Below are 19,940 nucleotides of genomic sequence, written 5' to 3'. Positions count from 1 at the left end.
CGCGCATGTCGATTTTGACGATAATCCAGAACGTATGCGCGGAAATTGACCTCGATCCGCCGACGGCCGTCGTGTCGTCGGCTGACCCGCAGATTAGGCAGCTGCAGATCCTATCCTATCGTGCGGGCCGTGATCTGTTGAAGGACCACGATTGGTCCGTGTTGTCGACCACGCGCAATTTCACAGCGACCGGAGCAATCCCAGAGCCGACCGAGCCGCCGGCGGATTTCGTGCGTTACGTCGCCAATTCGGTAATCTGGAACACGTCGCGTCTCTGGCAGCTCAACGGCCCTGTCGAGCCTCAGACATGGGAACGGAACACCATCCTCAATTCCAACCCGGTGCCGCAGATTTACCGCATGATGGGCGGCAAACTGGCGTTCTTCCCGAATGATGTCGGCGAGACGCTTCGCTACGAGTATGTTTCGAAATTTTGGATCGCGGTCATGGGCGGCTCGACCTATGCCGAAAATTGGGAAAACGACACCGACACGGCACGCTTCCCGGAAGACCTTCTCGAGCTTTCGCTGATCTGGCGCTGGAAGCGCGCGAAGGGGCTGGACTACGGCGAAGAGCTCGAAAACTACGAGCGTGCGAAAGAAGCGGCTATCGGTGCCGATCGTGCTGCGCAGCCGGTGAGCCTGTCGATGCCGAACCGCGGGGAAGTCCCTGACAATTTCTGGCCCGGCATCATTCTCGCCCCGACGCTATGACAAGAAAACCCGTTCCCCCGAATGGCCGCACCGGCCGCGTCTCGCCAAGCAAAGACTGGATCGCGCCGATCGGCGGCTGGCGAACCGACGTCGAGATGGCGGACATGCCAAAGGATGCGGCGTTCCAGCTCGACAATTTCTTTCCGGAGGCGAACCGGGTGCGGGCTCGCTATGGCCATGGCGCCTTCGCAACTGGTCTCGGCGCACCTGTTCAGACCGTCATTCCCTATGTCGGCGTCAGCAACAGGTTGTTTGCCGCGGCGGGCAGTAAGATTTTTGACGTGACTGCCGGCGGTGTGGTGGGGGCCGCAGCGGTGTCGGGGCTGTCCAGCGCGCGCTGGTCGGTTCAGCAGTACACCAACCCGGCCGGCCAGGAATATCTGCGCCTCGTCAACGGGCTGGATCTGCCGCTGCTCTACAATGGAGCGACCTGGACGAATAACATTCTGGTCGGCACCGCAACGCTCGCCACGCAGAACGTCGCCGTCAAGGCGATCCAGTATACCTTGAGCTTCTTCGGGACGGGTTCCGTGACCTTGTCTGGCGCCTTCGCGGGCGTCTTGAACGGGACCGGCGTCGGTAACCGCGTCACCCTTACATTCACGCCCGTAGCCGGCACGCTGACCCTGACCGTGGCCGGCTCTGTCACCAATGCCCAGTTGGAAACAGGCGCCGTCGCCACGCCTTATGTCTCGTCGACAATGATCACCGGCATTTCGGATTCATCGCTGCTGATCGCTGTGACGGCCTACCGGTCTCGGCTGTGGTTCATCGAGAAGAACTCGACCAATGTCTGGTATCTCGCCACCGATGCCGTCAGCGGCACGGCCACGGTCCTACCGGTCGGCGGCAACATGAAGTACGGCGGAACGCTTATCGCCATTGGTGTCTGGACGATCCCGGTCTCCACCGGCCTGCAGCAATGTCTGGTGCTGATGTCGTCCGAAGGCGAGGTGATCGTCTATCAGGGGTCGGATCCTTCCAGCGTGAGTAATTGGGGCCTGATCGGGACGTTCAAGCTTGGCCGGCCTCTCGGAACCGAACGATGCTTTCTATCGGTTGGCGCCGATCTGGCGATCATGACCACCGACGGTATCGTACCGATCACTAAAGCCGTGCAGCTCGATCGAGGGGCAACCAGCCTTGGCGCCATCACTGCCAAGATCGGCCCGACCTGGCGCGAAACAGTGGCGACAGCCGGAACGACATCGGACGAATGGCAGCTCGCGAGCTTCCCGGCAAGGCAGATGGCCATCGTGAACCTGCCGTCGTCTCTCGGGCCATATCAGTACGTGATGAACACCGAAACCGGTGCATGGTGCCGCTTCGTCGGGCTTGCTGCCTCATGCTGGGGCAATTGGCAGGACAGGCTGTTTTTCGGCGCCGCGGACGGGACGGTTTACGAAGCTGAAGTAGGGGCCAACGACAACGGCGCGGCGATCGACGCTCTCATGGTTGGAGCATGGAACCGCTACGGTGAAGATATGGCGTCCAAGTTCTCGAAACTTATCGGAGTGACGGCGCAGATCGGCGTCTCGACTCTGATGTATGCCGGCATGTCGTTTGATTATCAGACCAAGATTCCGACAGCGCTCCTGTCGACAGTCGAGAACAATGCAGCGGCGACGTGGGGCTCTGCAATCTGGGGCGTCTCGAAATTCCCCGGTCTGTCGATCGTCAGGAAATTTGCCTCCGCAGGCGGCTCCGGCTCAGCGCTGGCGCCGACGATCCGGGCTTTGATTTCAGGCGCGTCCGGTTCTGTGTCTGAAGCGGCTGTTATCGGCGGATCGGTTCTCTACGAAAAAGGCTCCCCGATTTGATCGTCTCCGAGCCTCGCGAAGATATCGCGGCATGGGTCGGGGGCAAGATTGGGGTGAGCTTCCATCCGCCGTTCACTGCCATGGCGCAAGTCCAGGGCGGCCGGATCATCGCCGCTTACGTCTTCAACGTCTGGACGGAGCATGACGTCGAGGTCTCGCTTGCCGCCGATCGGCTTTCGGCAACTTTGATGCGGGCAGTCTTTCGATACGTCGTCGAGCAGCTCGGATGCCGCCGAGCGACATTCAGGACACGGGCCGACAACATCGCTGCTCAGCAGGCGCTCGAAAGGCTCGGCGCGCGCCTGGAAGGCCGGCAAACGGCCTACTTCGGCGACTGCGACGCGCTGCTCTATGGAATCTTGAAAGAGGACTTTCCCTATGGTCTCCACGCCTAAGGCGCCGAAAGCGCCCGACCCGACACAGACCGCAGCGGCGCAGACGGCCACCAACGTCGACACCGCTATTGCGAACGCTGGTCTCAGCCATACGAACCAGTACACGCCCGATGGTTCGCTGGAATATAAGGTCACCGGCAACACGACGATGACCGACCAGAACGGCAAGACCTACCAGTTGCCGACCTATTCGGCCTATCAGACCTATTCGCCGCAGAACCAGGCGATCTACGACCAGACGCAGCAGACGCAGCTCGGGCTTGCAAAGCTGGCGAATGATCAGACCGGCAAGATTTCGGGCGTGCTCGGCACCAATGTCGACCTCAGCGCCGGCAATGTGGACAAATACGTCAACGACCATTGGCAGTCCGGCTTCAACAATCAGTGGGACCGCGACCAGGCCAGTCTTGACCAGAGCCTTGCCGACAAGGGCATCTCCATGGGCTCCGAGGCCTATAACAACGCGCTGCGTGATTTCACCACGCGCAAGCAGGCAGCATCGGATCAGTACCTCGGCGACATGTATTCGAATGCCCAAAACTCGATCCTGACGGAACGAAACCAGCCGCTGAACGAGATTTCGGCGCTCATGTCTGGCTCTCAGGTCAATCAGCCGAACTACGTGAATTCCCCGACGACGCAGCTCCCAACCGTCGACCAGGCCGGGCTGATCAATGAAAACTACAATCAGCAGATGGGCGCCTATAATCAGCAGGTGGCGAAGTCGAATGCCGCCATGGGCGGCTTGTTCGGCCTCGGCTCAGCACTCCTCGGCGGCTGGGCAATGTCCGATCGGCGTCTGAAGCGCGATGTCCACCGGATCGACACCACCGCCGCGGGGCTACCCGTCTACGAATACGAATATGTCTGGGGCGGCGGTCGGCAAGTCGGCTTCATGGCCGATGAGGTCGAGGCGGTCGCTCCAAGCGCCGTCATGGAAGGCCCTGGAGGCTACAAGATGGTCAATTACGCGGGGGTTCTGTGATGGGCTTCATCTTCGGCGGCGATACCGGTCAATCGCAGGCAGACGTCACCGACGCACGCAAGCGCCTGGCTGCGGCCATGATCCAGCAGGGCACCAACACCGGCCCGATCCAGTCGCCATGGGAAGGTGCTGCCCGTATGGCCCAGGCACTGATGGGCGGTCTCGCCATCCGCAAGCAAGGCGAGGCAGAACAGGCAGGGATGGCCGAAGGTATGGCGGCGCTGACGGGCCAGCCTTATACCCCGCCTGAGAAGGCAGCCGGATTCCTGTCGTCGATCTTCGGCGGCAACAAGGCCGGCGATCCTGGCGCGACCGGTTCTTCCATGCCGAAGGTGGATGCCGGCGGCAATATCCCTGTCGTGATGGCGCCGGACGATGTGAAGAACCTCATCGCAGCCAACGTTCCCCCGGAGATGCAGGGATATGCGACTAACCTGATCGGCAAGGAAAGCTCGTTCAACCCGAACGCCGTCTCTCCGACAGGAGCAACCGGCTTGGCGCAGTTCACCAGAGGGACGGGCAGCCAGTATGGTCTCGTCTCTGATCGAGGTGACATGCGCAAAGATCCTGTTGCCAATCTCAAGGCGCTTGTCGCGCTGACGAACGATAACCGCGCAGGGCTGACGAACGCGCTCGGGCGCGCTCCGACCGATGGAGAGCTTGCGCTTGCCCATCAGCAGGGTTTGCAGGGCGCCATCAACCTGCTTTCCGGCAAGTCGGTTCCTGGCAACAATCTCGCCGTGAACAACATCGATCCGAACATGGACCCCCGCGCCGCGGCGAATAAGATCATGGCCTTCTATGGTGGTTCCGGTGGTCAGCAAGCAGCAAGCGGGAATCCTGCCGCCGGCATGCCCTCGGCGCCCCCGATCCAGCCGCCGCCGGTCAACCCTCCCGCACCGGCCCCGACGCCTGGCTATGTCGATCCGATGATTGCGCCGAACGCTGCTCCTTCTACGCCGCAAGCGACTGCCCCGGGTGAAGTTGCAAGCCTCGATCCGTCGATCGGCATTCCCATGCCCGGTGCAGCAGGCCAGATGCGAGCATCCGCACCGGCACAGCCCATGCCGCAGCAGGGAGTCCCGCAGGCTGCGTTGTCGCCTTTGCCGTCGTCCACGGTCGGCCCGACGCCGAACGTCGCTAGCGTGCCGCCTGTGAGCCAAATCCCGCCCGAGTTTCAGAACAGCCCTCAGCTTATGAATGCCGATCCGACAAAGGGCATTATGCCGGCGCTGCTTGGCGGGTCTCCTGCGTCCCCTGAGCAGGTTGCGCAGGCGCAGCAGTCGGGCCAAGCTCGGCTTGCCCAGGCGTTGGACGGGGCCACTCCACCCGCATCGGCAAACCCGATGGCGAACCCGCGCGCGCAAGCCCTCGTCAAAGTGCTCACGAACCCAAACGTCCCGGCACCGATGAAGGCTATGGCCGCGCAATCGCTTCAGACCCTGATGAAGCCGCCGGAATACGGTTTCCAGACGCTGCCGGATGGAACAGTCTTGCGCAGCGACCCGCGAACCGGGACTGTGCAGCCGATCTATCAGAGCACACCGAAGCCGACAGAGGTGAACGGTCGCCTCGTCGGCGCCGACGGCAAGGTTATTGCCGACTTCAGCAATGGTCAGTGGGAGCGCCTGAGCGATGGAACGCTCTACAACAAGAGCACGGGTGAATTCAGGCAAGCTCCTGGAGGCGCCGGCGGAGAGAAATATTACGGGGCGACCGTCCCTTACTACGACAAGGATGGGAACCTGCGATATCGCCAGTTGAGCGACAAGGGCGGCGGCAAGGATCTGGATTTCGGGCCAGGAGCAACGGCGGCGCCGACGACGCGCACCGTCGATACTGGAACGGAACTGATTACAGTCGGCCCTGGCGGTCAGGAAGTGAAGCGGACCACTAAGCAAAACTACGAGGCGGCGAAAGACACCGCGCAGGGCAGCACCGAAGGCAAGGCTGCTGGCGAAGCAGTCTCGTCGCTTCCTGCTGATCTGATGCAGGCCGACCAGACGATTAAGAACATTGACCAGTTGCTGACCAGCAAGGGGCTCAATTCCATTGTCGGTTCGGTCGATCAGTTCCGGCCTTCCTGGACGATGGGGGCTGACGGTCGCGATGCTCTAACACGCCTCAAGCAGCTTCAGGGCGGTGCATTCCTGCAGGCTTATGGGCTTCTCAAAGGCGGCGGCCAAATCACCGAAGTCGAGGGCGGCAAGGCTCAGGATGCCATGGCTCGCATGGATCGCTCGCTTGATGAGCCTCATTTCCGGGCTGCGCTGAAGGATTTCCGGGATGCCGTCGAGCAGGGCGTCGCCAAAATGAAGGAGCGGGCAAAGGTGGCGGCACCATCGGCGCCTGCCGACCCGGCAGTTGTCCCGACAGATGTTCCGGGCGTCACCATTCGAAGGAGACAGTAAATGCCGACATACACTGTCGAGGTGAACGGCGAGACCTTCGATATCGACGCTCCTGATGATGACGCTGTGCGCGCCGCGGTGCGCCAGCTTCAGGGACAGAAGCCCGCTGCACCCGCGCCGCAGCCGACGGCCGCCGAACAGCCGGACCCTCGGGACAACGTTCTGGGCAAGGTCGATACCGTGATGCGCGGTGCGGCTGATACGCTCACGCTTGGCCTCTCCGATGAGTTGACAGCCCAGATCCGCAGCAATCCGCTTGCCGTGCAGAAGAAGCCGGAGGGCTATTTTGACAAGGGCATCTACGCCGGCGACTACAATCCGCTTGGCATGATCGCGCGCGCCATGGACGCGCCCTTCGCGAGCGACACGAAAGCAGCCGACTACGAAAAGGCGCTGGCCGAAGAGCGCGCGACCGACAAGTCGGACGCTGAGAATCGCTTCGGTTATCGCCTTGGCGGCCAATTGGTCGGCGGTGTCACCGGTGGCATCGGTCTTGCAAAGAACGGGCTGTCGCTGGCGGCCAATGCCGCAGAGCGTGGTGCTGGCCTCGCTCGGGTCTCGGGGGCGTCTTTAGCTGATGGCGGCATCCTAGGAATGCTGCAGGGCTTTGGAAGCGGCGAGGGCGGTCTGTACAACAGACTAGAGAATGCTGCAGTCTCGGGAACCATCGGGGCGGCTTTGGGTGGCGTGGCTCCTGGAGCGGTCGCCGGTGCCTCAAAAGCCCTGAAAACCGCTGTGGCCCCGTTTGTGGCCCCCTTCATGCCCTCTAGTTATGCTCGTGATGCCATCGCTACGGCGGTGCGTCGGTCCGGTCAAACTCCGGAGGAAATAACAAACTCGATGCGGGCCGCTGCTGATGACGGCCAGGATATGTTCAACGTCGCCGACGCGTTGGGCTACACGGGTGAGCGTCAGATGTCGACAGCCGTTCGCGTTCCCCATGATGGCAGACAAGCGTTGGCCGAGGCGCTGTTGACCAGGCAAGCAGGACAGGGGGAACGGCTGGCAAATTACCTTGCTGAAGGCTTCGACACCTTTGATACAGCCGGACGCCGCATCGCCGACCGCACGGCACAGCGAACCGCTGAGGCGAATGAGCTGTATCCTGCTGCTCGGGCCAATGCCGGCCCGGTCAATGTCACTCCGATCCTTGAGGAGATCGACCAGACACTCCGGCCTGGCGTGAATCAGCTCGCCAACCCCCGCGACCGAATTGCCAACGACTCGATCGAGGGCGCCTTGTCGCGTGTTCGAGCGATGATGTCTGACGGCAATTCGCAGGTAACCGACTTCGACACCCTGTTCCGGACGAAGCTCGATCTTGACGACATGATCCAGAGAGCGGAAGGGCAGGGCGCCGGCAACCGCGCGCATTACCTCACCCGCGTCAAGGATCTAGTCGACCAGGCGCTTGCCGACGCGTCTGACCAATACACGGGCGCCCGTGATGCATTCGCCAGAGCATCCCGTCGGATCGATGCCGTTGATGCCGGTCGCGACGCGAGCCGCATATCGCGCAGAGCTCAGGACACAATTCCAGAGTTTGAGGCGATGCCTCCCGGCGAGCAGGTGGATTTCCGCGCCGGCTATGTCGATCCGCTGATCGCTCGTCTTGAGGGAGCCTCTTCATCGCCGACGACAAATAAAGCGCGGATGCTCCAGACTCCGAAGTATGAGGCCGAGCTTCCCGCGTTCGCCGCCCCGGAGCGCGGTGGACAGCTTGCAGATCGCATCGCCCGCGAACAAACAATGTTCCGGACCGCGAATGCCGGGCTGGGCAATTCGAAGACCGCCGACAATCTTGCAGATGCAGCCGATCTGAACCAGTTCGACCCGCAGGTCATCGGTCGTTTGGTGCGGGGTGATCCGATCGGAGCATTGACGACAGGCTTGGCAAAGCTTCTTGGGACGGCAACAGGGCAACCGCCATCCGTCGTCCACCGCCTGTCTCAGGTCCTGATGGAAACCAATCCCGATGTAGCGCTGGAGGTCCTGCGGGGCGGCGCCGACAAGTTGTCACAGAGCGATCAGCTCAGGGCGCGCCTGGTGTCGGCGCTCGTCAGTTCAGGGGCGGCGGGAGCGGGACGCCTTGCCGCGCCATGAGTCGGGGATCTTGTTGCCGGTAATATCGATCGCCCAGGCTACAATGCAGGCGCCGATTGCGGCTCCGAGGGCCAGCGATATCCAGTCGATTGAGCGCGTGGCGAGATTGAGAACGACAATTACGAGCAGAACCGGAATCGCAATCTTCCACGGCCCCGGTCCGCGGTCGAGCTTCGGTTCATTTGGGTCGTGATCGATCTGCATGCGCAACCAATACTACACCATTAATGGCCTCGCAATTCGCGGGGCCTTGTCTTCTTGGAGAAGGTGAATGCCCAGAAACCCATCAACCGGCGTCTATTCCAAACCTGCCGGCACGACACCCTCTGTCGGCCAGGTCATCGACCCAGTGCCGTGGAATGCTCTGACCACCGACCTTGGCAACGAAATCACCAATTCTCTGCCGCGCGATGGTTCGGCGCCCATGGTGGCACCGCTAAAGGCGGCAAGTGGGACAGTGTCCGCCCCGGGCGTGGGTTTCGCGTCGAACCCGCAGACCGGCATGTATCTGAAGGGCGGCGGCCTGCTCGGGTTCACGCAGAACGGCGTTGATGTCTCCTTTGACCAGGCTATGGTCTATGCGGCCAAGTCAGGCGATTACACGGCACTCGCGTCCGACAATAATGCAGTCCATCGCTTCACGGCGGCCGCTATCGTCACCCTGACGGCCGCCGCCACGCTCGGCAGTAACTGGCACTATACCATCATCGCCGACGGCGCAGACGTAACGATCGATCCTAACGGGGCAGAGACTATCGACGGAGCGGCCACGCTCATCGTTCCGAGCGGGTATTCCGCGTTCATAATCTGCAGCGGGTCGGCCTTCTTTTCAAACAAGCTTATGACGAAGATCCTGACCAAGGCCGACAGTTCCGCCGTCGGAAGTTTTGTCGACGGACTCACGCTTTCGAACAACACCGGCAGCCCAAACACCCATATCGATTTCGCTGCAGGGTCGGCCAGATCCGGTTCAAGCTTCGTTTCTAGCGCATCCACTTTGACAAAGCGGTTGACGGGGACGTTTGCGGCCGGGACCGGAGCGGGCGGCCTGGATGCTGGCGCCGTCGCTGCGAACGCCACCTATTTTGCCTACGCGCTGCGGAAGGATTCGGATCTGAGCTTTGACGTCGTGTTGTCGACTTCGGCAACGATCGGAGGTGTCACCACAACGCTGCTCACCGGCTACACCATCGTCAAATGCATCGGCGTCGTGCTGACCGACGCAAGCTCGCTCATCCGGCAGTTCTTTATGAACAGCTCGGATGACTATTCCTTTGTTACGCCAGTCAGAGACGCTCTGAATATCACCACCAACACAACTTCTACCCTTCTGGCACTGACCGTGCCGAACGGCGTGAAAGTGAGGGCAAAGTTGCGCTTTATGTTTTCATCTTCCGCAACAACGAATTCATGTTTGGTCTATGACCCGGCGAAAGGAATACTGATCGCGGGCGGCAATGACAGCGGCGGCAACGTCGGCACCATGCAGGTCGCAAGCGGTTTTGCAGTTGGCAGCGATTTTGTTTGGACCAACACGGCAAGGCAAGTCCGGCATGTTGCCGGCGCTACCGCCGGCCTGTGGGTTTTCAATGATGGTTTCACATTCCCATGCGGAAGGACGGCCTGATGCCTTATGTTTCACGATCGACCGACAGCAAAATCGATGGTCTATTCGAGCAGCCGCAGCCGGGAACTGCAGAAGAATTCCTGCTCGACGACGATCCCGCCGTTATCGCGTTTATGACTGTGTCCCCCAAGGTGTCCTCGGTATCAGCACGCCAGTTCCGCCTGATGCTAAGGCGCTCCGGCCTACTCGACGCAGTCAAGGCATGGGTGGCGCAGCAGGATGGCGAAACGCAAGACGCCTTCGAGTACAGCGGCACTTTCGTCAAGGACAGCCCGATGATGGCGGCCGGCTTCGCGGCCATGGGCTTCGCGTCGCAGCAGATCGATCAGTTTTTTGCGGCCGCGGCTTCTCTCTAACCGTCAGGGGGGCAAATAGCCGGCGTGTATACCGTATCGAATGGCTATCAAAAAAGCGCCCCCGATGCCGACGGCGAGGAGAACTGCCATACGTGTTTCGTCCTTCAGCAATTTTAACTCCCACAAAAAAAACGATGAAGTAGGCCTTCCAGGCCGTCAGTATCGGGTAAGGACATACTTGCGTGGATGGCAGATGGTAACAATCTCCGTGTGAGGACGGTACGGCGGGCGGTACTCCACCAATAGTTGATCGCACTCGTGAAAGGTCTTCCTGACATACACCTTTTTAGGGTGGTAAACGACGTGGCGCGTAGCCGGTGGTGGGCGATAACCCTCGATCATGTCAGCTGCAAAAACCGGCTGGCACAGGATAGCTGTGGCACTGACAGATAGAGAAACGGCTAGTGCTCGAAACATATTTCCCTCCTTGATGGTGTTAAGGAAATATGGCGAAGGGCGAAGATGTCGAGTCTTGGCTACCCCACCTCCCTGACATCATTTGATGCGCTGCCGCGCTAAAAAGCCAAGCCGCCTCCGAGCGGCATTTTCACATCCAAAATCGGAGAACTCTCCATGCTCGTCCATAACTGGCGCGAGGTGCTGAAGCGTGCCTGGTCCGTCCGTCTGATGGCGCTGGCGCTGCTCTGCATCGTCCTCGAGCCCGTCTACACCTTCGTCGCCGCCACCTGGGTGTCCCGCAACCTCTACATCCAGCTCGCCATGTCGGTGGCGACAGGGCTTCTCGCCGTTGCGGCGATCATCGCCCGCATTTTCGTCCAGCAGAAAATCTCAGGAGAACTGAATGGCAAACCGCCTGCAGAAGGGTAGTGCCGCCGCGGCCATGGCTGTGGCGCTGGTCGGCTCGTTCGAGGGGTTGCGCCAGAATGCCTATCCAGATCCGGCCACACAAGGCCAGCCGTGGACGATCTGCTACGGGTCCACCAACGGCGTGAAGCCCGGAGATTACAAGACGGTCGCCCAATGCAAGGCGCTGCTGTCTCTGGAGCTGCAAACCTATGCGGCCGGCATTGAGCGCTGCGTCACGGTCCCACTGCCGGATGCGCGTTTCGTTGCGCTGACCTCATTCGGTTACAACGTCGGCATCAAGGCCGCCTGCGGGTCCAGCGCCGTCAGGCTCATCAATCAGGGCAAGACCGCCGAAGGCTGCGAAGCTCTCCTCAAATGGAACCGCGCCGCGGGGATCGTCTTCCCAGGCCTGACCCGGCGCCGGCAGAAGGAACGCCAGTTCTGCCTGGAGGGTATCTGATGCTCTCCCTAATCCCCGACGTCATAAAGCTGCCGGCCGCTATCGCCCTCGGCTCCGTCCTCGCCTTCTATCCAGCCCGTTGGTTTGGGCAGTCGGAAGGCAGGCAGATGGCTGCAACAGCTGCCCTCACGAAATCCGTCCAGGTTCTGCGCGAAAGGAACACGATCGATGATGAAGTTTCCACTTCTGATGCTGCCGCTTTGTGCGCTGATCTCGGGCTGCCAGACGACCAGCAAGCAGAATGTGTGCGACGGGTTCTCGCGCCTGACGCCGAGTCTGCAGACGTCGGTGTTCATCCTGAAGACCGATCGGCCGTTCGCAAATCAAATTGCCAGCCACAATAAGTTCGGCGCCTCGCAAGGCTGCTGGGAGTAGAGACCGATGATGAATGCCATTTCGCTTGCCCTGACTAAACCGATGGGCGGAGCGCCTGCGATTCCTCCTCCTTGGGTGCCCGATCCCAACCGCTATATGCCGGCCGCCGCGGGCACCCGTTGGCCGGCGGGTTTCACGCAGACCTATGCGGCCGGCCTGAACTACCAGTGCTCGAAACTCTTCTTCGGCTCGCCTGATTATGAGACCAATGATTTCCTTATTCCCTTCGTGGGCTTCGGCTGCACGGAAGGGAGCCTCGCACCGCAAGAGACAATCTTGCCGAATGCCGACATCCTGATCGACGAAGTGTTCTTCATCCATCCGAACGGCACGGAATACCCGGTGCTTTTCGGCGGCAACGCCGCTGCGACCGTCACGGCGTCGACCGGCATTGTCTATGGGCAAGTGACGCTCCCGAGTGCGCTGCCGGCGTGGTCCGTTTTCGGCATCAGAACCGTATGGCATGGCACGGTTGGGCAGACCTACATTGGCGGATATCGCTGCCAGCGCCACCGGAACGAAAAATATTGGGCGGCGACTGATTTGGCGTCTGTTCAGGCGCTGGCCGTAGCGAACGGCGCAAGCACGCCAGCCAGGGACACGTTCTATAATACCGTGGGGAACGAGAGCAATTCGCAGCCACTCGCTTATGGTCCTGCGATGGTTTTGGCCAAGGGGTGGGACGGCCGGCCGGTTCCGATGGTCCTGTCCGATAGCCTCATCGAGCGCCAGGAGATTGCCGCCACGGCCGATGCCAGGCGCAACATGGGCATGTGGCTGCGTTGGCTTGATGTCCGAGATCCGGTATGGGGCAGTATCATACCCCTCGTCATGGGCGTCCCCGGCTCGAAGTCGGTGCAGGAACTGGCGACGTCGGCAACCAAGCGCTGGGCCATGATCGATGCGATCCGGGATACATACAATGGCGGCAAGAATATCTGGACGTTCGTTCTCGACCAGTCCGGCCGCAACGATAACAGCGCCACGGCAAGCACATGGTCGAACGCCAAGCTTGGCTTGGTCGATCGCGTCAAGACGCGCTATGGGGCGGGCATCCATGTCGTCGGCGTTACCATAATTCCGACCATGACCGCTTCGTCGGACAGCGGCCGGACGGTCGCGGGCTATACCGTTCCCGCCTTATGGACAACCACCTTGGCGACGGTGAACAACACCATCAAGGCGAGTTCTCGTTACGCCAAGGTGATCGATCAGCTGCTTGCCTTCACTGCGGACACTGATCCGACGAAGTCGTCGGCCGCTGAAATGTTTCCGCTCGGAAACGTCGTCGGGCATCCTGGAAATCAGGACGGCGTGACGACGTGGGACACGATCAAGCTGCCGGCTTCGGTTCCGAACGGCACTCGCATCATGTTCGAATATCAGCCTGGTCTTTGGACATCGAGAACCACCTACGACCGCGTCGACAATGGCGATGGGACGGCGGACTATAAGGTCATTGAAGTCTTTGCCACCAATGTCCAGGACAATGCGGCGCTGCTCGCCCACGGCATGAACCTCGACGTTTCGTCTTATGTCCATCCGGTGCTGCAGGGGGTCTTGCGATTTGTCAGCCGATTGCCGCAATCCGAAAAGCTGAAATTCTATCCGTAGGCGAACGCATGACATCCAATGATGATATTCTTCGCGCGCTCGGCCGCGTCGAAGGCAGACTGACCGGCATAGAAGAAAGTGTCTCCCTTCTGCGGGAGGATGTCAGCGACGAGAAGGACAATGCTCACGAAAGCCGATCGGTCATTCACCGGCGCCTGGACGAGCAGGCCAAGCAGATTGCACATCTGGACACGACGGTGGCCATAAGCGGCGGCGTAGATGCGACCTTGCGCGATGAGATCAAGGCGCTCAAGGAAACGGTGGAAAAGAATCACGATTCGGTTCAGCCTGCTCTTGAGGAGTGGCGCCGGATGAAATCGATCGGCTACGGCATTTCAGGGCTCATTGCGTTCGCGGGGCTAACGATTGGGGGGATGATTGCCTATGCCAGCGACGGCGCGGTGGCGGCGCTGCGGCATTGGTTGAAGATCAACTAAGGCGGCCTCCGCATCAAAGGCCCATTTCCGCCTCAACGAGGACGCATGGCTCGATACTTTTTTCACCTCCGACATGGCGAAATTACCATCGCAGAGGATCTAGAGGGCCTAGAATTCCCCACTCCTGAAATGGCCATTGAAGAGGCCACAAAAGCTGCTCGTGAAATGGCTGCGGAGATGATACTTGCCGGTCACCGGGTAGAAGACCAAGAGTTTGAGATTAGAAGTTCAGATGGCGCGGTTCTGAAGATAGTTCCCTTCATATCTGCGGCTGGTTTGGATTGATGGAATCGTCTTCAGTGGTAGGCGCGGAGCTGCATAACCATAGAGATAAGTCCATTGCCGCAGATGATAATGCGCAGATCGTCCGGGGCGATGTTGTCTCAGTGAGTAACGCAAACCCGCCTAACCAAGGCGGCAAGTTGATCACCGCCAAGAATCGCATAACGGTGCTGACCCGTTCGGATTAGGATCTCGACCGCCGGAAGCTCGTCTAATTGATCTCTCGCGTATTCGATCGCTGCTTGCAAAGAGACGAACTGTTTGTTCTCAGTACCGGCGCGCCAGCTATGAACTGTGATCGGAGCGTCCGAATTCATCAACATCTTTAGCCAGGCTCCGTCGACACAAGTTAAGCGAGAGCGATGTATACCTGCTTTCAACCTGTTAGGCCAGATCTTAGGCTGAATCTGGTTACTGATCGATTGAGAGATGCATCTAAGTTTAGCTAGCTCGGAGAAAGAAAACCCCGCGATGGCGGGGATCAGGAAGGGGGGTGTTTTCTAGGAAAGCGCATCTTGCACTGCAATATCTTATTCGCACAACTTACATGGATTTGCAATAAATATTACTTTCTAGAGTTATGCGCCCACAGATTCGTTCTCAACTAAAGAGTTCATTGTCCTGTTTTTCTCGAAAATACAATTTGACTTCAGCTTTTCGAGTAATAATTTGTATCATCCGGGGGCCGCTCAGCGATCACTTGCTAAACCCCAAGCATTGAAGCTCCTGTGCGCTGGGCGGCCTTCCAATGGCCCGGAATCATGTTTGTCGGCTGCTCGCCGACCTGGCTGAAGCTCGCGGCAACTGTGCGGAAGCGCACTGCCGATAATCCTGATGGTGGGATGAGCGTCCATCTGCTCGACATCGCGATCATCGAGGCAGAGGAAGTCAGCGGCGGCGCGCTCGGGTCAAAATGAGGAAGTCGGCTGACGCTGCCGTTATCCAACCTTTCCTAGAATGGTCGATGCCAGAGCTTTGACTATTTTCGGCCGAAACGCCAATGCCGGAAAAAGCCCCGCCTTTGGAAGACGGGGCTAGTTTGGGTTCGGCGGGCCGCATATTGAAGTGTATGGTAGGCTGCCATAACAATCTCTGCACGGCCCGACCCCTTACGATCGGCGGAGCCAATTGTTCCCGCGCCGACAGAATTCTTTTGATCAGTCGCACCAATCGGGTCGCCTAAGCCGGCGATGGTACTGTGGCAGCCCTTCAGCATTGGCCGAAAAAACTGACACTGAGGTGTGACGGGAGCGGGCCGCTCAGCGTAAAACTGAACGACCCGCGGTGCAGGGGTTTGGATCGAGCGGCCACGGCGGTGACCCAATCGTCTATCCGGCCTAGTCGCCTGTTTGGGGCGCTGGTCCAGGTGCGAAGCGGGAAGTAGGCGGCAAAGCGGCTCCGCGCACCCTAATCGGTGCGGATTTTGTCCCGGCCTGTCCTACTTCATACTTATCACGCGTGCCGTTTATGCCGTCCTGCACCTATTGATGTTGTTTAAGAATGGGCTTAGCTGGGAATTAAGCTCCCACTCGTTCACCCGGCGCTTCATAGCGTCCGCCCTTGGTGAGCAACGCCCAGACAATCCTTGCGGTCTTGTTCGCTACTGCGATTGCCGCCACTTTCAGCGGACGCCCATCCATAAGCCTTCGCAGCCACGTCCATGCCGTTCCACGTCTGCGAGCGGCAATGAGTACCGACACAGCTCCCAAGTAAAGAAGGGAGCGCAGCTCGGGGTTTCCCATCTTAGAAATGCGCCCAGATCGCAGTCTTCCACCGCTTGAATTGAGCTTCGGCGTGAGACCGAGCCATGCCGAAAAGTGACGAGCGGACTTGAATGCGGCTGGATCGGGCACGTAGGCCTTTATGGTCGATGCCATCAGAGCTCCGACACCGGGAATAGCTGTCAGGCGGCGAATATCTTCATCCCGCTTTGCCTCCGACGCGATCTGTCTGTCAATGCGTTCAATTCGCGATGTGAGCACCTCGATCTCAGCGAGGATCTCATCGAGTACGGACCGTGCTGCCGGAGGAATGCGAGCATCGCCCTTCTCTGGAATTGCAGCCGCCAGTTTGCTGACGTTGGGTATTCCGCGATCTGCAACGAGGCCGAATTCAGTCAAGTGACCACGCAGCGCGTTGATCGCGCTTGCCCTCTGGCGCACAAATAAGACCCGCGTCCGCAAAACCATTGCTGCCGCCTGCTCTATTGCCGTCTTCAGCCGAACCGACCGGATATCAGGTCGCCTCATGGCTTGGCTGATGGCTAAGGCGTCGCCGGCATCAGTTTTTCCGCGGGTGACAAACGGTTTCACATATTGCCCCGGCAATATTCGCACCTCATGCCCCAATGCGCTGATCTCGCGCCCCCAGTAGTGTGCGCTTCCGCAGGCTTCCATCGCCACGATACAAGGCGGAAGTTTCTCGAAGAACGGCCGAACCTCGCTCCGTCGTAATTTCCGATTGAATAACGTAACGCCCTGCGCGTCCGCGCCGTGGACTTGAAATACCTGCTTGGCTATGTCCAACCCGATTGTTGCAATCTTGTCCATGCTCCGATCCTCTTGTTGAAGTTGCGGGAGCAATTTTTGCTTGGAACATGTAAGCTGTGTGATCCTCCTCGATCATGCGTTCCGAGATTTCAGGTTTCTGCCGCCTTGCTCACCCTTTTTGCAAGTTCACGTTGATTTTGCGCAACAGTTCCGCATCGTCATTTGCTGTAAATGCTGTAAATGCTGTAAATGCTGTACAGGCGGTCAATGGTTATGGCGGCCGCCTGGGCAACACGTCATGAACACCAATCGTTCCGCTGCTTCGGGCTCCACGACCGTGCGAAGCCCTCATGGAGCAGCGTCTTTCCGATTTCTTCACCATTCGATCGGTAGATATTGATTAGCGGCCGGTGAGTAGGTGTCTTGTCCACCGCGCCGCTCCATTCAATCCTCAATCCCTTTTCGGCCAGTAGCTCTTTAAGCCGGCCCTTGGCGATCAGCGCAAGCTTCAGTCTCCATGATGACAAGCCTGACCGAAATGATGCTCGCGTTCAACAATGGGAGAAATTCTTCGGGGACGAATACGTCAGGGCTCGGGCTGAATTGAACGACTATCTTTTACTGAAGAGCTGACCGCGGCCATCTCTCCGAGCGTCTTTTCCGGGAACGTCACCGCATAGCCGATGACGATGTTGGCGCCGCGGTGACCGCATCCTGTATCCTGCTCTAATGGCGGTTCAACCGCGTCGGCCTGGACAGCTGCCAAGCGACATTCCTCGCGCAGACCCTCGAATGTGAGGGGCATGCCGTCAATTCAGAACGGCAATAGCCGTAACACCAGCCTCGTCTGCAGCGCGAATAATCGCTGCCCGGAGTTGCTCGGGGTCAGCCTTCCCCTCTACGACGTCTACACAGAGTTTGATCGCAAGAAGAAACTCCTCTCCATCATCGGTGGGGAATTCATTTATGAGCGCGTTGGCGGCCCCCATGGCCGTCCTGACGCAAAATACCCTGTCGGGATTCTTGAACATAAGAATGACGGGAGCGAATTCGATCGAAGTGCCCCATTCCATTACACAATACTCCTGATGGGATGGCATATTGTTAACGGTGCAAGGGGCGTGCCAATGCACGGGATGGTTTATCTAAAAGTGCGCATGGCATTGAACGGGCAATGAATTGGCACAGGCGGAAGACGGGCGGTGAATTGTGATGCGCCGGCCGCCGCTGTCGATCGCAAGGCAGCAATATTCGTGAAGCCGAAGCTCGTTGCGGAGATCGAGTACAGGGCTTGGACGGATGACGGCAAGCTGCGGCACGCTTCCTATAAGGGGCTGCGGGAGAAGCAGGATAATAGCGTTGTCTACGAACTTTAGTCAGCAGCCATGAAAGCGAGCGGAGACGAGGCCCGCAGCTCTAGCATCGGTGAATCTCCGCAGAGGTGATAGCGGTTGAATCCTCCCGCTAAACCGTCTTAATTCGGCCCCTAGGATTTTTGGGAGGGACCCAATGGAAAAAACCGTTCGAGTCTGGGACAAAGAAGTTAGCGTCAGCCTGCACCAAAGTTCGAAAACCGTCTGGCATGCAACCGGATACTACATGGAGAAGCGGATCGATACCAAAGGTAGGACATGGTCGCAAGCGCTCAGTCTTTGGGCCAAAGCAGCAAACTATCGGGGAAATGGTTAGCCGCAAAGGGAGGGCCGAAGGCCCACCCTCACGCCTTGACAAGGTGGCATCGGACCTGGGGCGCAAATGCATCAAGCCGATCCGTCAACATCCCCATCTTCATCCAGCACGTGCACCGGCAGATAGGTGTTCTTCTCCATCCACTCTCGAACGATAAACCTGATTATGTCGTTACGCGTCTTGCCGAGCTCGCCTGCCAGGTCACGTAAGGCGTCCTCCACATCATCTTCCATCGAGACGGTACCGGCATTGCGCAGTCGTAGCGCCGCGCGGCGAAGCATGATCTGGAGATCAGCTCGCGAGATATCGGCGATCCGGTCGGCTGCCTCCTCTAAGAGGGTGGCAGCATCTGAGGAGGTCGTCACTTGTTCATCCGTCCGCGCTTGAAGTGAGTCTCTTGCTCCTCACCGGTTGTTGCCGCTCAGTCTTTTTCCGCTGGTCAAGTTTGAGCCGAAGAGCCTCCTTTGCAGTTATCGGAGGCGGTGCCTGCGCGGCATTCCTTACGGTGCACTTTTCAATCATCCTACGGATGCCGTTTCGTGTGACGAAATCTTTGTTGGCAATCCGGATGATCTCCAAGGTTCCCTTTCGGCTCTCCGTGCGTAAAGATGATTTCGTGAGATGACCGTGCAAAAAAATTTTACAGGCTTTTGCCAACGGCACGAGTTCGTCGTCGCCAATTTCCTCGTCGCGGTCGTTCATGTTCCCGACTCCTGCGAAGCTGCAAACCCTTCGTCTGTAAGCATATAATAGCCGATCTGATCTGGATAATTCTCCTGCGGGAATGTCTCAATGAATCCCCTGATCTTCAGCCTTTCTTCGGTATCTGGTCCGCAATCCTTCACGTCGCGCCAATGGATTTTGATGGCGGGTCCAATCGATGCGAGATATTTCAATGCTTTGATCTCTCGCTTGCCAAGTTTCGAACCGGGAACGGTGGCAGCCCATTCGTCATGAGCCTTGGACATAAGCCGAGACATATCCTTCTCGTCCATTGTCTCAGGATCAAAGCCGAGGCTGTCATACCATTTCTTCACGGGATCGCTTGGATCGTCGATAACTGGATATCCGCCGGCTCCGTTACGCGGCTGTTTGCTCCTGCCGGAATCAGTCCCCCATGAGTCCCAGCTCTCCAATATTTCGCTGGCCTTCTTGCTGCCCGCGCTGATCGCTTCATTTGGATCTAGCGACAACAGCCATTCGTCCAGCCGCTGTCGCAGGTATCGCTGGCCCCACGCCGAAGCTGTAAACGAGATTGGCTTTACGGGGCACATTTGGGTGAACAGCTCATATGAAATACCGCAGTAGGCGGCGGCCATCTTCTTGTTAAGCGCGGCTGGCCAATACGGCAGGTGTCTATCTTCGGTGTTCTTCACG

General features: G+C 59.0%; 21 protein-coding genes and 2 pseudogenes. 16 read left to right on the top strand and 7 right to left on the bottom strand.

What is annotated here, in order from left to right; all coding sequences use genetic code 11:
• Positions 1–5: 5 nt before the first annotated feature.
• The 15 genes from G9X68_RS08330 to G9X68_RS08255 all read left to right on the top strand — a co-directional run bounded on the left by G9X68_RS08330 (position 6) and on the right by G9X68_RS08255 (position 15,302).
• A complete protein-coding gene (locus G9X68_RS08330) occupies positions 6–713 on the top strand; it encodes a phage adaptor protein (protein ID WP_171601972.1) in 708 nt (235 codons plus the stop codon).
• The gene (locus G9X68_RS08325; RefSeq protein WP_171601971.1) at positions 710–2,533 is read left to right on the top strand and encodes a hypothetical protein; all 1,824 of its coding nucleotides are present in this window, start codon (positions 710–712) and stop codon (positions 2,531–2,533) included. Before G9X68_RS08330 ends, G9X68_RS08325 begins: the two co-directional genes overlap by 4 nt.
• Positions 2,530–2,928: a GNAT family N-acetyltransferase gene (locus G9X68_RS08320; RefSeq protein ID WP_171601970.1), complete on the top strand. Its 399-nt coding sequence runs from the start codon at positions 2,530–2,532 to the stop codon at positions 2,926–2,928. The genes G9X68_RS08325 and G9X68_RS08320 overlap by 4 nt, the downstream gene beginning before the upstream one ends.
• Entirely contained in the window at positions 2,912–3,913 is a 1,002-nt protein-coding gene (locus tag G9X68_RS08315) for a tail fiber domain-containing protein (RefSeq protein ID WP_171601969.1), read from the top strand. The genes G9X68_RS08320 and G9X68_RS08315 overlap by 17 nt, the downstream gene beginning before the upstream one ends.
• Positions 3,913–6,324 carry a transglycosylase SLT domain-containing protein gene (locus G9X68_RS08310; protein ID WP_171601968.1) on the top strand — a complete coding sequence of 804 codons (2,412 nt, stop codon included), beginning with the start codon at positions 3,913–3,915 and terminating at the stop codon, positions 6,322–6,324. The genes G9X68_RS08315 and G9X68_RS08310 overlap by 1 nt, the downstream gene beginning before the upstream one ends.
• Entirely contained in the window at positions 6,325–8,427 is a 2,103-nt protein-coding gene (locus G9X68_RS08305) for a hypothetical protein (RefSeq protein ID WP_171601967.1), read from the top strand.
• A 271-nt stretch (positions 8,428–8,698) separates the two neighbouring features.
• Positions 8,699–10,054, top strand: coding sequence for a hypothetical protein (locus tag G9X68_RS08295; protein ID WP_171601966.1), 1,356 nt, complete (start codon positions 8,699–8,701; stop codon positions 10,052–10,054).
• Complete coding sequence (locus G9X68_RS08290) at positions 10,054–10,410, top strand: hypothetical protein (RefSeq protein ID WP_171602180.1); 357 nt, start codon at positions 10,054–10,056, stop codon at positions 10,408–10,410. The genes G9X68_RS08295 and G9X68_RS08290 overlap by 1 nt, the downstream gene beginning before the upstream one ends.
• A 573-nt stretch (positions 10,411–10,983) precedes the next feature.
• Positions 10,984–11,238, top strand: a complete 255-nt coding sequence (locus G9X68_RS08285; protein ID WP_171601965.1) for a DUF7940 domain-containing protein — start codon at positions 10,984–10,986, stop codon at positions 11,236–11,238.
• Positions 11,213–11,677, top strand: coding sequence for a lysozyme (locus tag G9X68_RS08280; RefSeq protein WP_130755781.1), 465 nt, complete (start codon positions 11,213–11,215; stop codon positions 11,675–11,677). Before G9X68_RS08285 ends, G9X68_RS08280 begins: the two co-directional genes overlap by 26 nt.
• A 168-nt stretch (positions 11,678–11,845) precedes the next feature.
• On the top strand, positions 11,846–12,052 hold the full coding sequence (locus tag G9X68_RS08275) for a hypothetical protein (RefSeq protein WP_171601964.1): 207 nt from the start codon (positions 11,846–11,848) through the stop codon (positions 12,050–12,052).
• 6 nt (positions 12,053–12,058) lie between these two features.
• Complete coding sequence (locus tag G9X68_RS08270) at positions 12,059–13,666, top strand: hypothetical protein (protein WP_168316851.1); 1,608 nt, start codon at positions 12,059–12,061, stop codon at positions 13,664–13,666.
• Between the two features lie 8 nt (positions 13,667–13,674).
• Positions 13,675–14,103 (top strand): DUF1515 domain-containing protein, encoded by a 429-nt coding sequence (locus tag G9X68_RS08265; RefSeq protein ID WP_171601963.1) that lies wholly within the window; start codon positions 13,675–13,677, stop codon positions 14,101–14,103.
• Between the two features lie 45 nt (positions 14,104–14,148).
• Positions 14,149–14,388, top strand: coding sequence for a DUF6894 family protein (locus G9X68_RS08260; protein WP_168316853.1), 240 nt, complete (start codon positions 14,149–14,151; stop codon positions 14,386–14,388).
• A 725-nt stretch (positions 14,389–15,113) separates the two neighbouring features.
• Positions 15,114–15,302 (top strand): hypothetical protein, encoded by a 189-nt coding sequence (locus tag G9X68_RS08255; protein ID WP_168316854.1) that lies wholly within the window; start codon positions 15,114–15,116, stop codon positions 15,300–15,302.
• A 600-nt stretch (positions 15,303–15,902) separates the two neighbouring features.
• Here G9X68_RS08255 and G9X68_RS08250 read toward each other — a convergent pair.
• From G9X68_RS08250 to G9X68_RS08240, 4 genes and pseudogenes are all read right to left on the bottom strand, one after another.
• Positions 15,903–16,934 (bottom strand): IS110 family RNA-guided transposase, encoded by a 1,032-nt coding sequence (locus G9X68_RS08250; protein ID WP_171601962.1) that lies wholly within the window; start codon positions 16,932–16,934, stop codon positions 15,903–15,905.
• 236 nt (positions 16,935–17,170) lie between these two features.
• Positions 17,171–17,383, bottom strand: a pseudogene (locus G9X68_RS31830) (thermonuclease family protein); the annotation flags it as partial.
• 77 nt (positions 17,384–17,460) lie between these two features.
• Positions 17,461–17,640: a hypothetical protein gene (locus G9X68_RS08245; RefSeq protein WP_171601961.1), complete on the bottom strand. Its 180-nt coding sequence runs from the start codon at positions 17,638–17,640 to the stop codon at positions 17,461–17,463.
• Between the two features lie 43 nt (positions 17,641–17,683).
• A complete protein-coding gene (locus G9X68_RS08240) occupies positions 17,684–17,947 on the bottom strand; it encodes a DUF982 domain-containing protein (protein ID WP_171601960.1) in 264 nt (87 codons plus the stop codon).
• Between the two features lie 144 nt (positions 17,948–18,091).
• On the opposite strand from G9X68_RS08240, the pseudogene G9X68_RS08235 reads away from it, so the two are divergent.
• A pseudogene (locus G9X68_RS08235) lies at positions 18,092–18,250 on the top strand (ATP dependent DNA ligase); the annotation flags it as partial.
• A 384-nt stretch (positions 18,251–18,634) separates the two neighbouring features.
• On the opposite strand, the gene G9X68_RS08225 reads toward G9X68_RS08235, so the two are convergent.
• The 3 genes from G9X68_RS08225 to G9X68_RS31825 are packed head-to-tail and all read right to left on the bottom strand — an operon-like array spanning position 18,635 to position 19,939.
• Complete coding sequence (locus tag G9X68_RS08225) at positions 18,635–18,928, bottom strand: ribbon-helix-helix protein, CopG family (protein WP_171601958.1); 294 nt, start codon at positions 18,926–18,928, stop codon at positions 18,635–18,637.
• 4 nt (positions 18,929–18,932) lie between these two features.
• Complete coding sequence (locus tag G9X68_RS08220) at positions 18,933–19,265, bottom strand: hypothetical protein (RefSeq protein WP_171601957.1); 333 nt, start codon at positions 19,263–19,265, stop codon at positions 18,933–18,935.
• The gene (locus tag G9X68_RS31825; protein ID WP_244956122.1) at positions 19,262–19,939 is read right to left on the bottom strand and encodes a hypothetical protein; all 678 of its coding nucleotides are present in this window, start codon (positions 19,937–19,939) and stop codon (positions 19,262–19,264) included. Before G9X68_RS31825 ends, G9X68_RS08220 begins: the two co-directional genes overlap by 4 nt.
• Between the last annotated feature and the right edge of the window lies 1 nt (position 19,940).

The organism is Rhizobium changzhiense, assembly GCF_013087625.1.
Taxonomy (GTDB): domain Bacteria; phylum Pseudomonadota; class Alphaproteobacteria; order Rhizobiales; family Rhizobiaceae; genus Rhizobium; species Rhizobium sophorae.
The sequence above is the reverse complement of the archived record's forward strand: the minus strand, read 5'-3'. Positions and strand labels throughout refer to the sequence as shown.

What these genes read in the sequence shown, in the direction of transcription:
- G9X68_RS08330 (WP_171601972.1), top strand. Translation starts at nt 6, where the DNA reads ATGTCGATTTTGACGATAATCCAGAACGTATGCGCGGAAATTGACCTC.
- G9X68_RS08325 (WP_171601971.1), top strand. Translation starts at nt 710, where the DNA reads ATGACAAGAAAACCCGTTCCCCCGAATGGCCGCACCGGCCGCGTCTCG.
- G9X68_RS08315 (WP_171601969.1), top strand. Translation starts at nt 2,912, where the DNA reads ATGGTCTCCACGCCTAAGGCGCCGAAAGCGCCCGACCCGACACAGACC.
- G9X68_RS08310 (WP_171601968.1), top strand. Translation starts at nt 3,913, where the DNA reads ATGGGCTTCATCTTCGGCGGCGATACCGGTCAATCGCAGGCAGACGTC.
- G9X68_RS08305 (WP_171601967.1), top strand. Translation starts at nt 6,325, where the DNA reads ATGCCGACATACACTGTCGAGGTGAACGGCGAGACCTTCGATATCGAC.
- G9X68_RS08295 (WP_171601966.1), top strand. Translation starts at nt 8,699, where the DNA reads ATGCCCAGAAACCCATCAACCGGCGTCTATTCCAAACCTGCCGGCACG.
- G9X68_RS08290 (WP_171602180.1), top strand. Translation starts at nt 10,054, where the DNA reads ATGCCTTATGTTTCACGATCGACCGACAGCAAAATCGATGGTCTATTC.
- G9X68_RS08285 (WP_171601965.1), top strand. Translation starts at nt 10,984, where the DNA reads ATGCTCGTCCATAACTGGCGCGAGGTGCTGAAGCGTGCCTGGTCCGTC.
- G9X68_RS08280 (WP_130755781.1), top strand. Translation starts at nt 11,213, where the DNA reads ATGGCAAACCGCCTGCAGAAGGGTAGTGCCGCCGCGGCCATGGCTGTG.
- G9X68_RS08275 (WP_171601964.1), top strand. Translation starts at nt 11,846, where the DNA reads ATGATGAAGTTTCCACTTCTGATGCTGCCGCTTTGTGCGCTGATCTCG.
- G9X68_RS08270 (WP_168316851.1), top strand. Translation starts at nt 12,059, where the DNA reads ATGATGAATGCCATTTCGCTTGCCCTGACTAAACCGATGGGCGGAGCG.
- G9X68_RS08265 (WP_171601963.1), top strand. Translation starts at nt 13,675, where the DNA reads ATGACATCCAATGATGATATTCTTCGCGCGCTCGGCCGCGTCGAAGGC.
- G9X68_RS08260 (WP_168316853.1), top strand. Translation starts at nt 14,149, where the DNA reads ATGGCTCGATACTTTTTTCACCTCCGACATGGCGAAATTACCATCGCA.
- G9X68_RS08250 (WP_171601962.1), bottom strand. Translation starts at nt 16,934, where the DNA reads ATGGACAAGATTGCAACAATCGGGTTGGACATAGCCAAGCAGGTATTT.
- G9X68_RS08240 (WP_171601960.1), bottom strand. Translation starts at nt 17,947, where the DNA reads ATGGAATGGGGCACTTCGATCGAATTCGCTCCCGTCATTCTTATGTTC.
- G9X68_RS08220 (WP_171601957.1), bottom strand. Translation starts at nt 19,265, where the DNA reads ATGAACGACCGCGACGAGGAAATTGGCGACGACGAACTCGTGCCGTTG.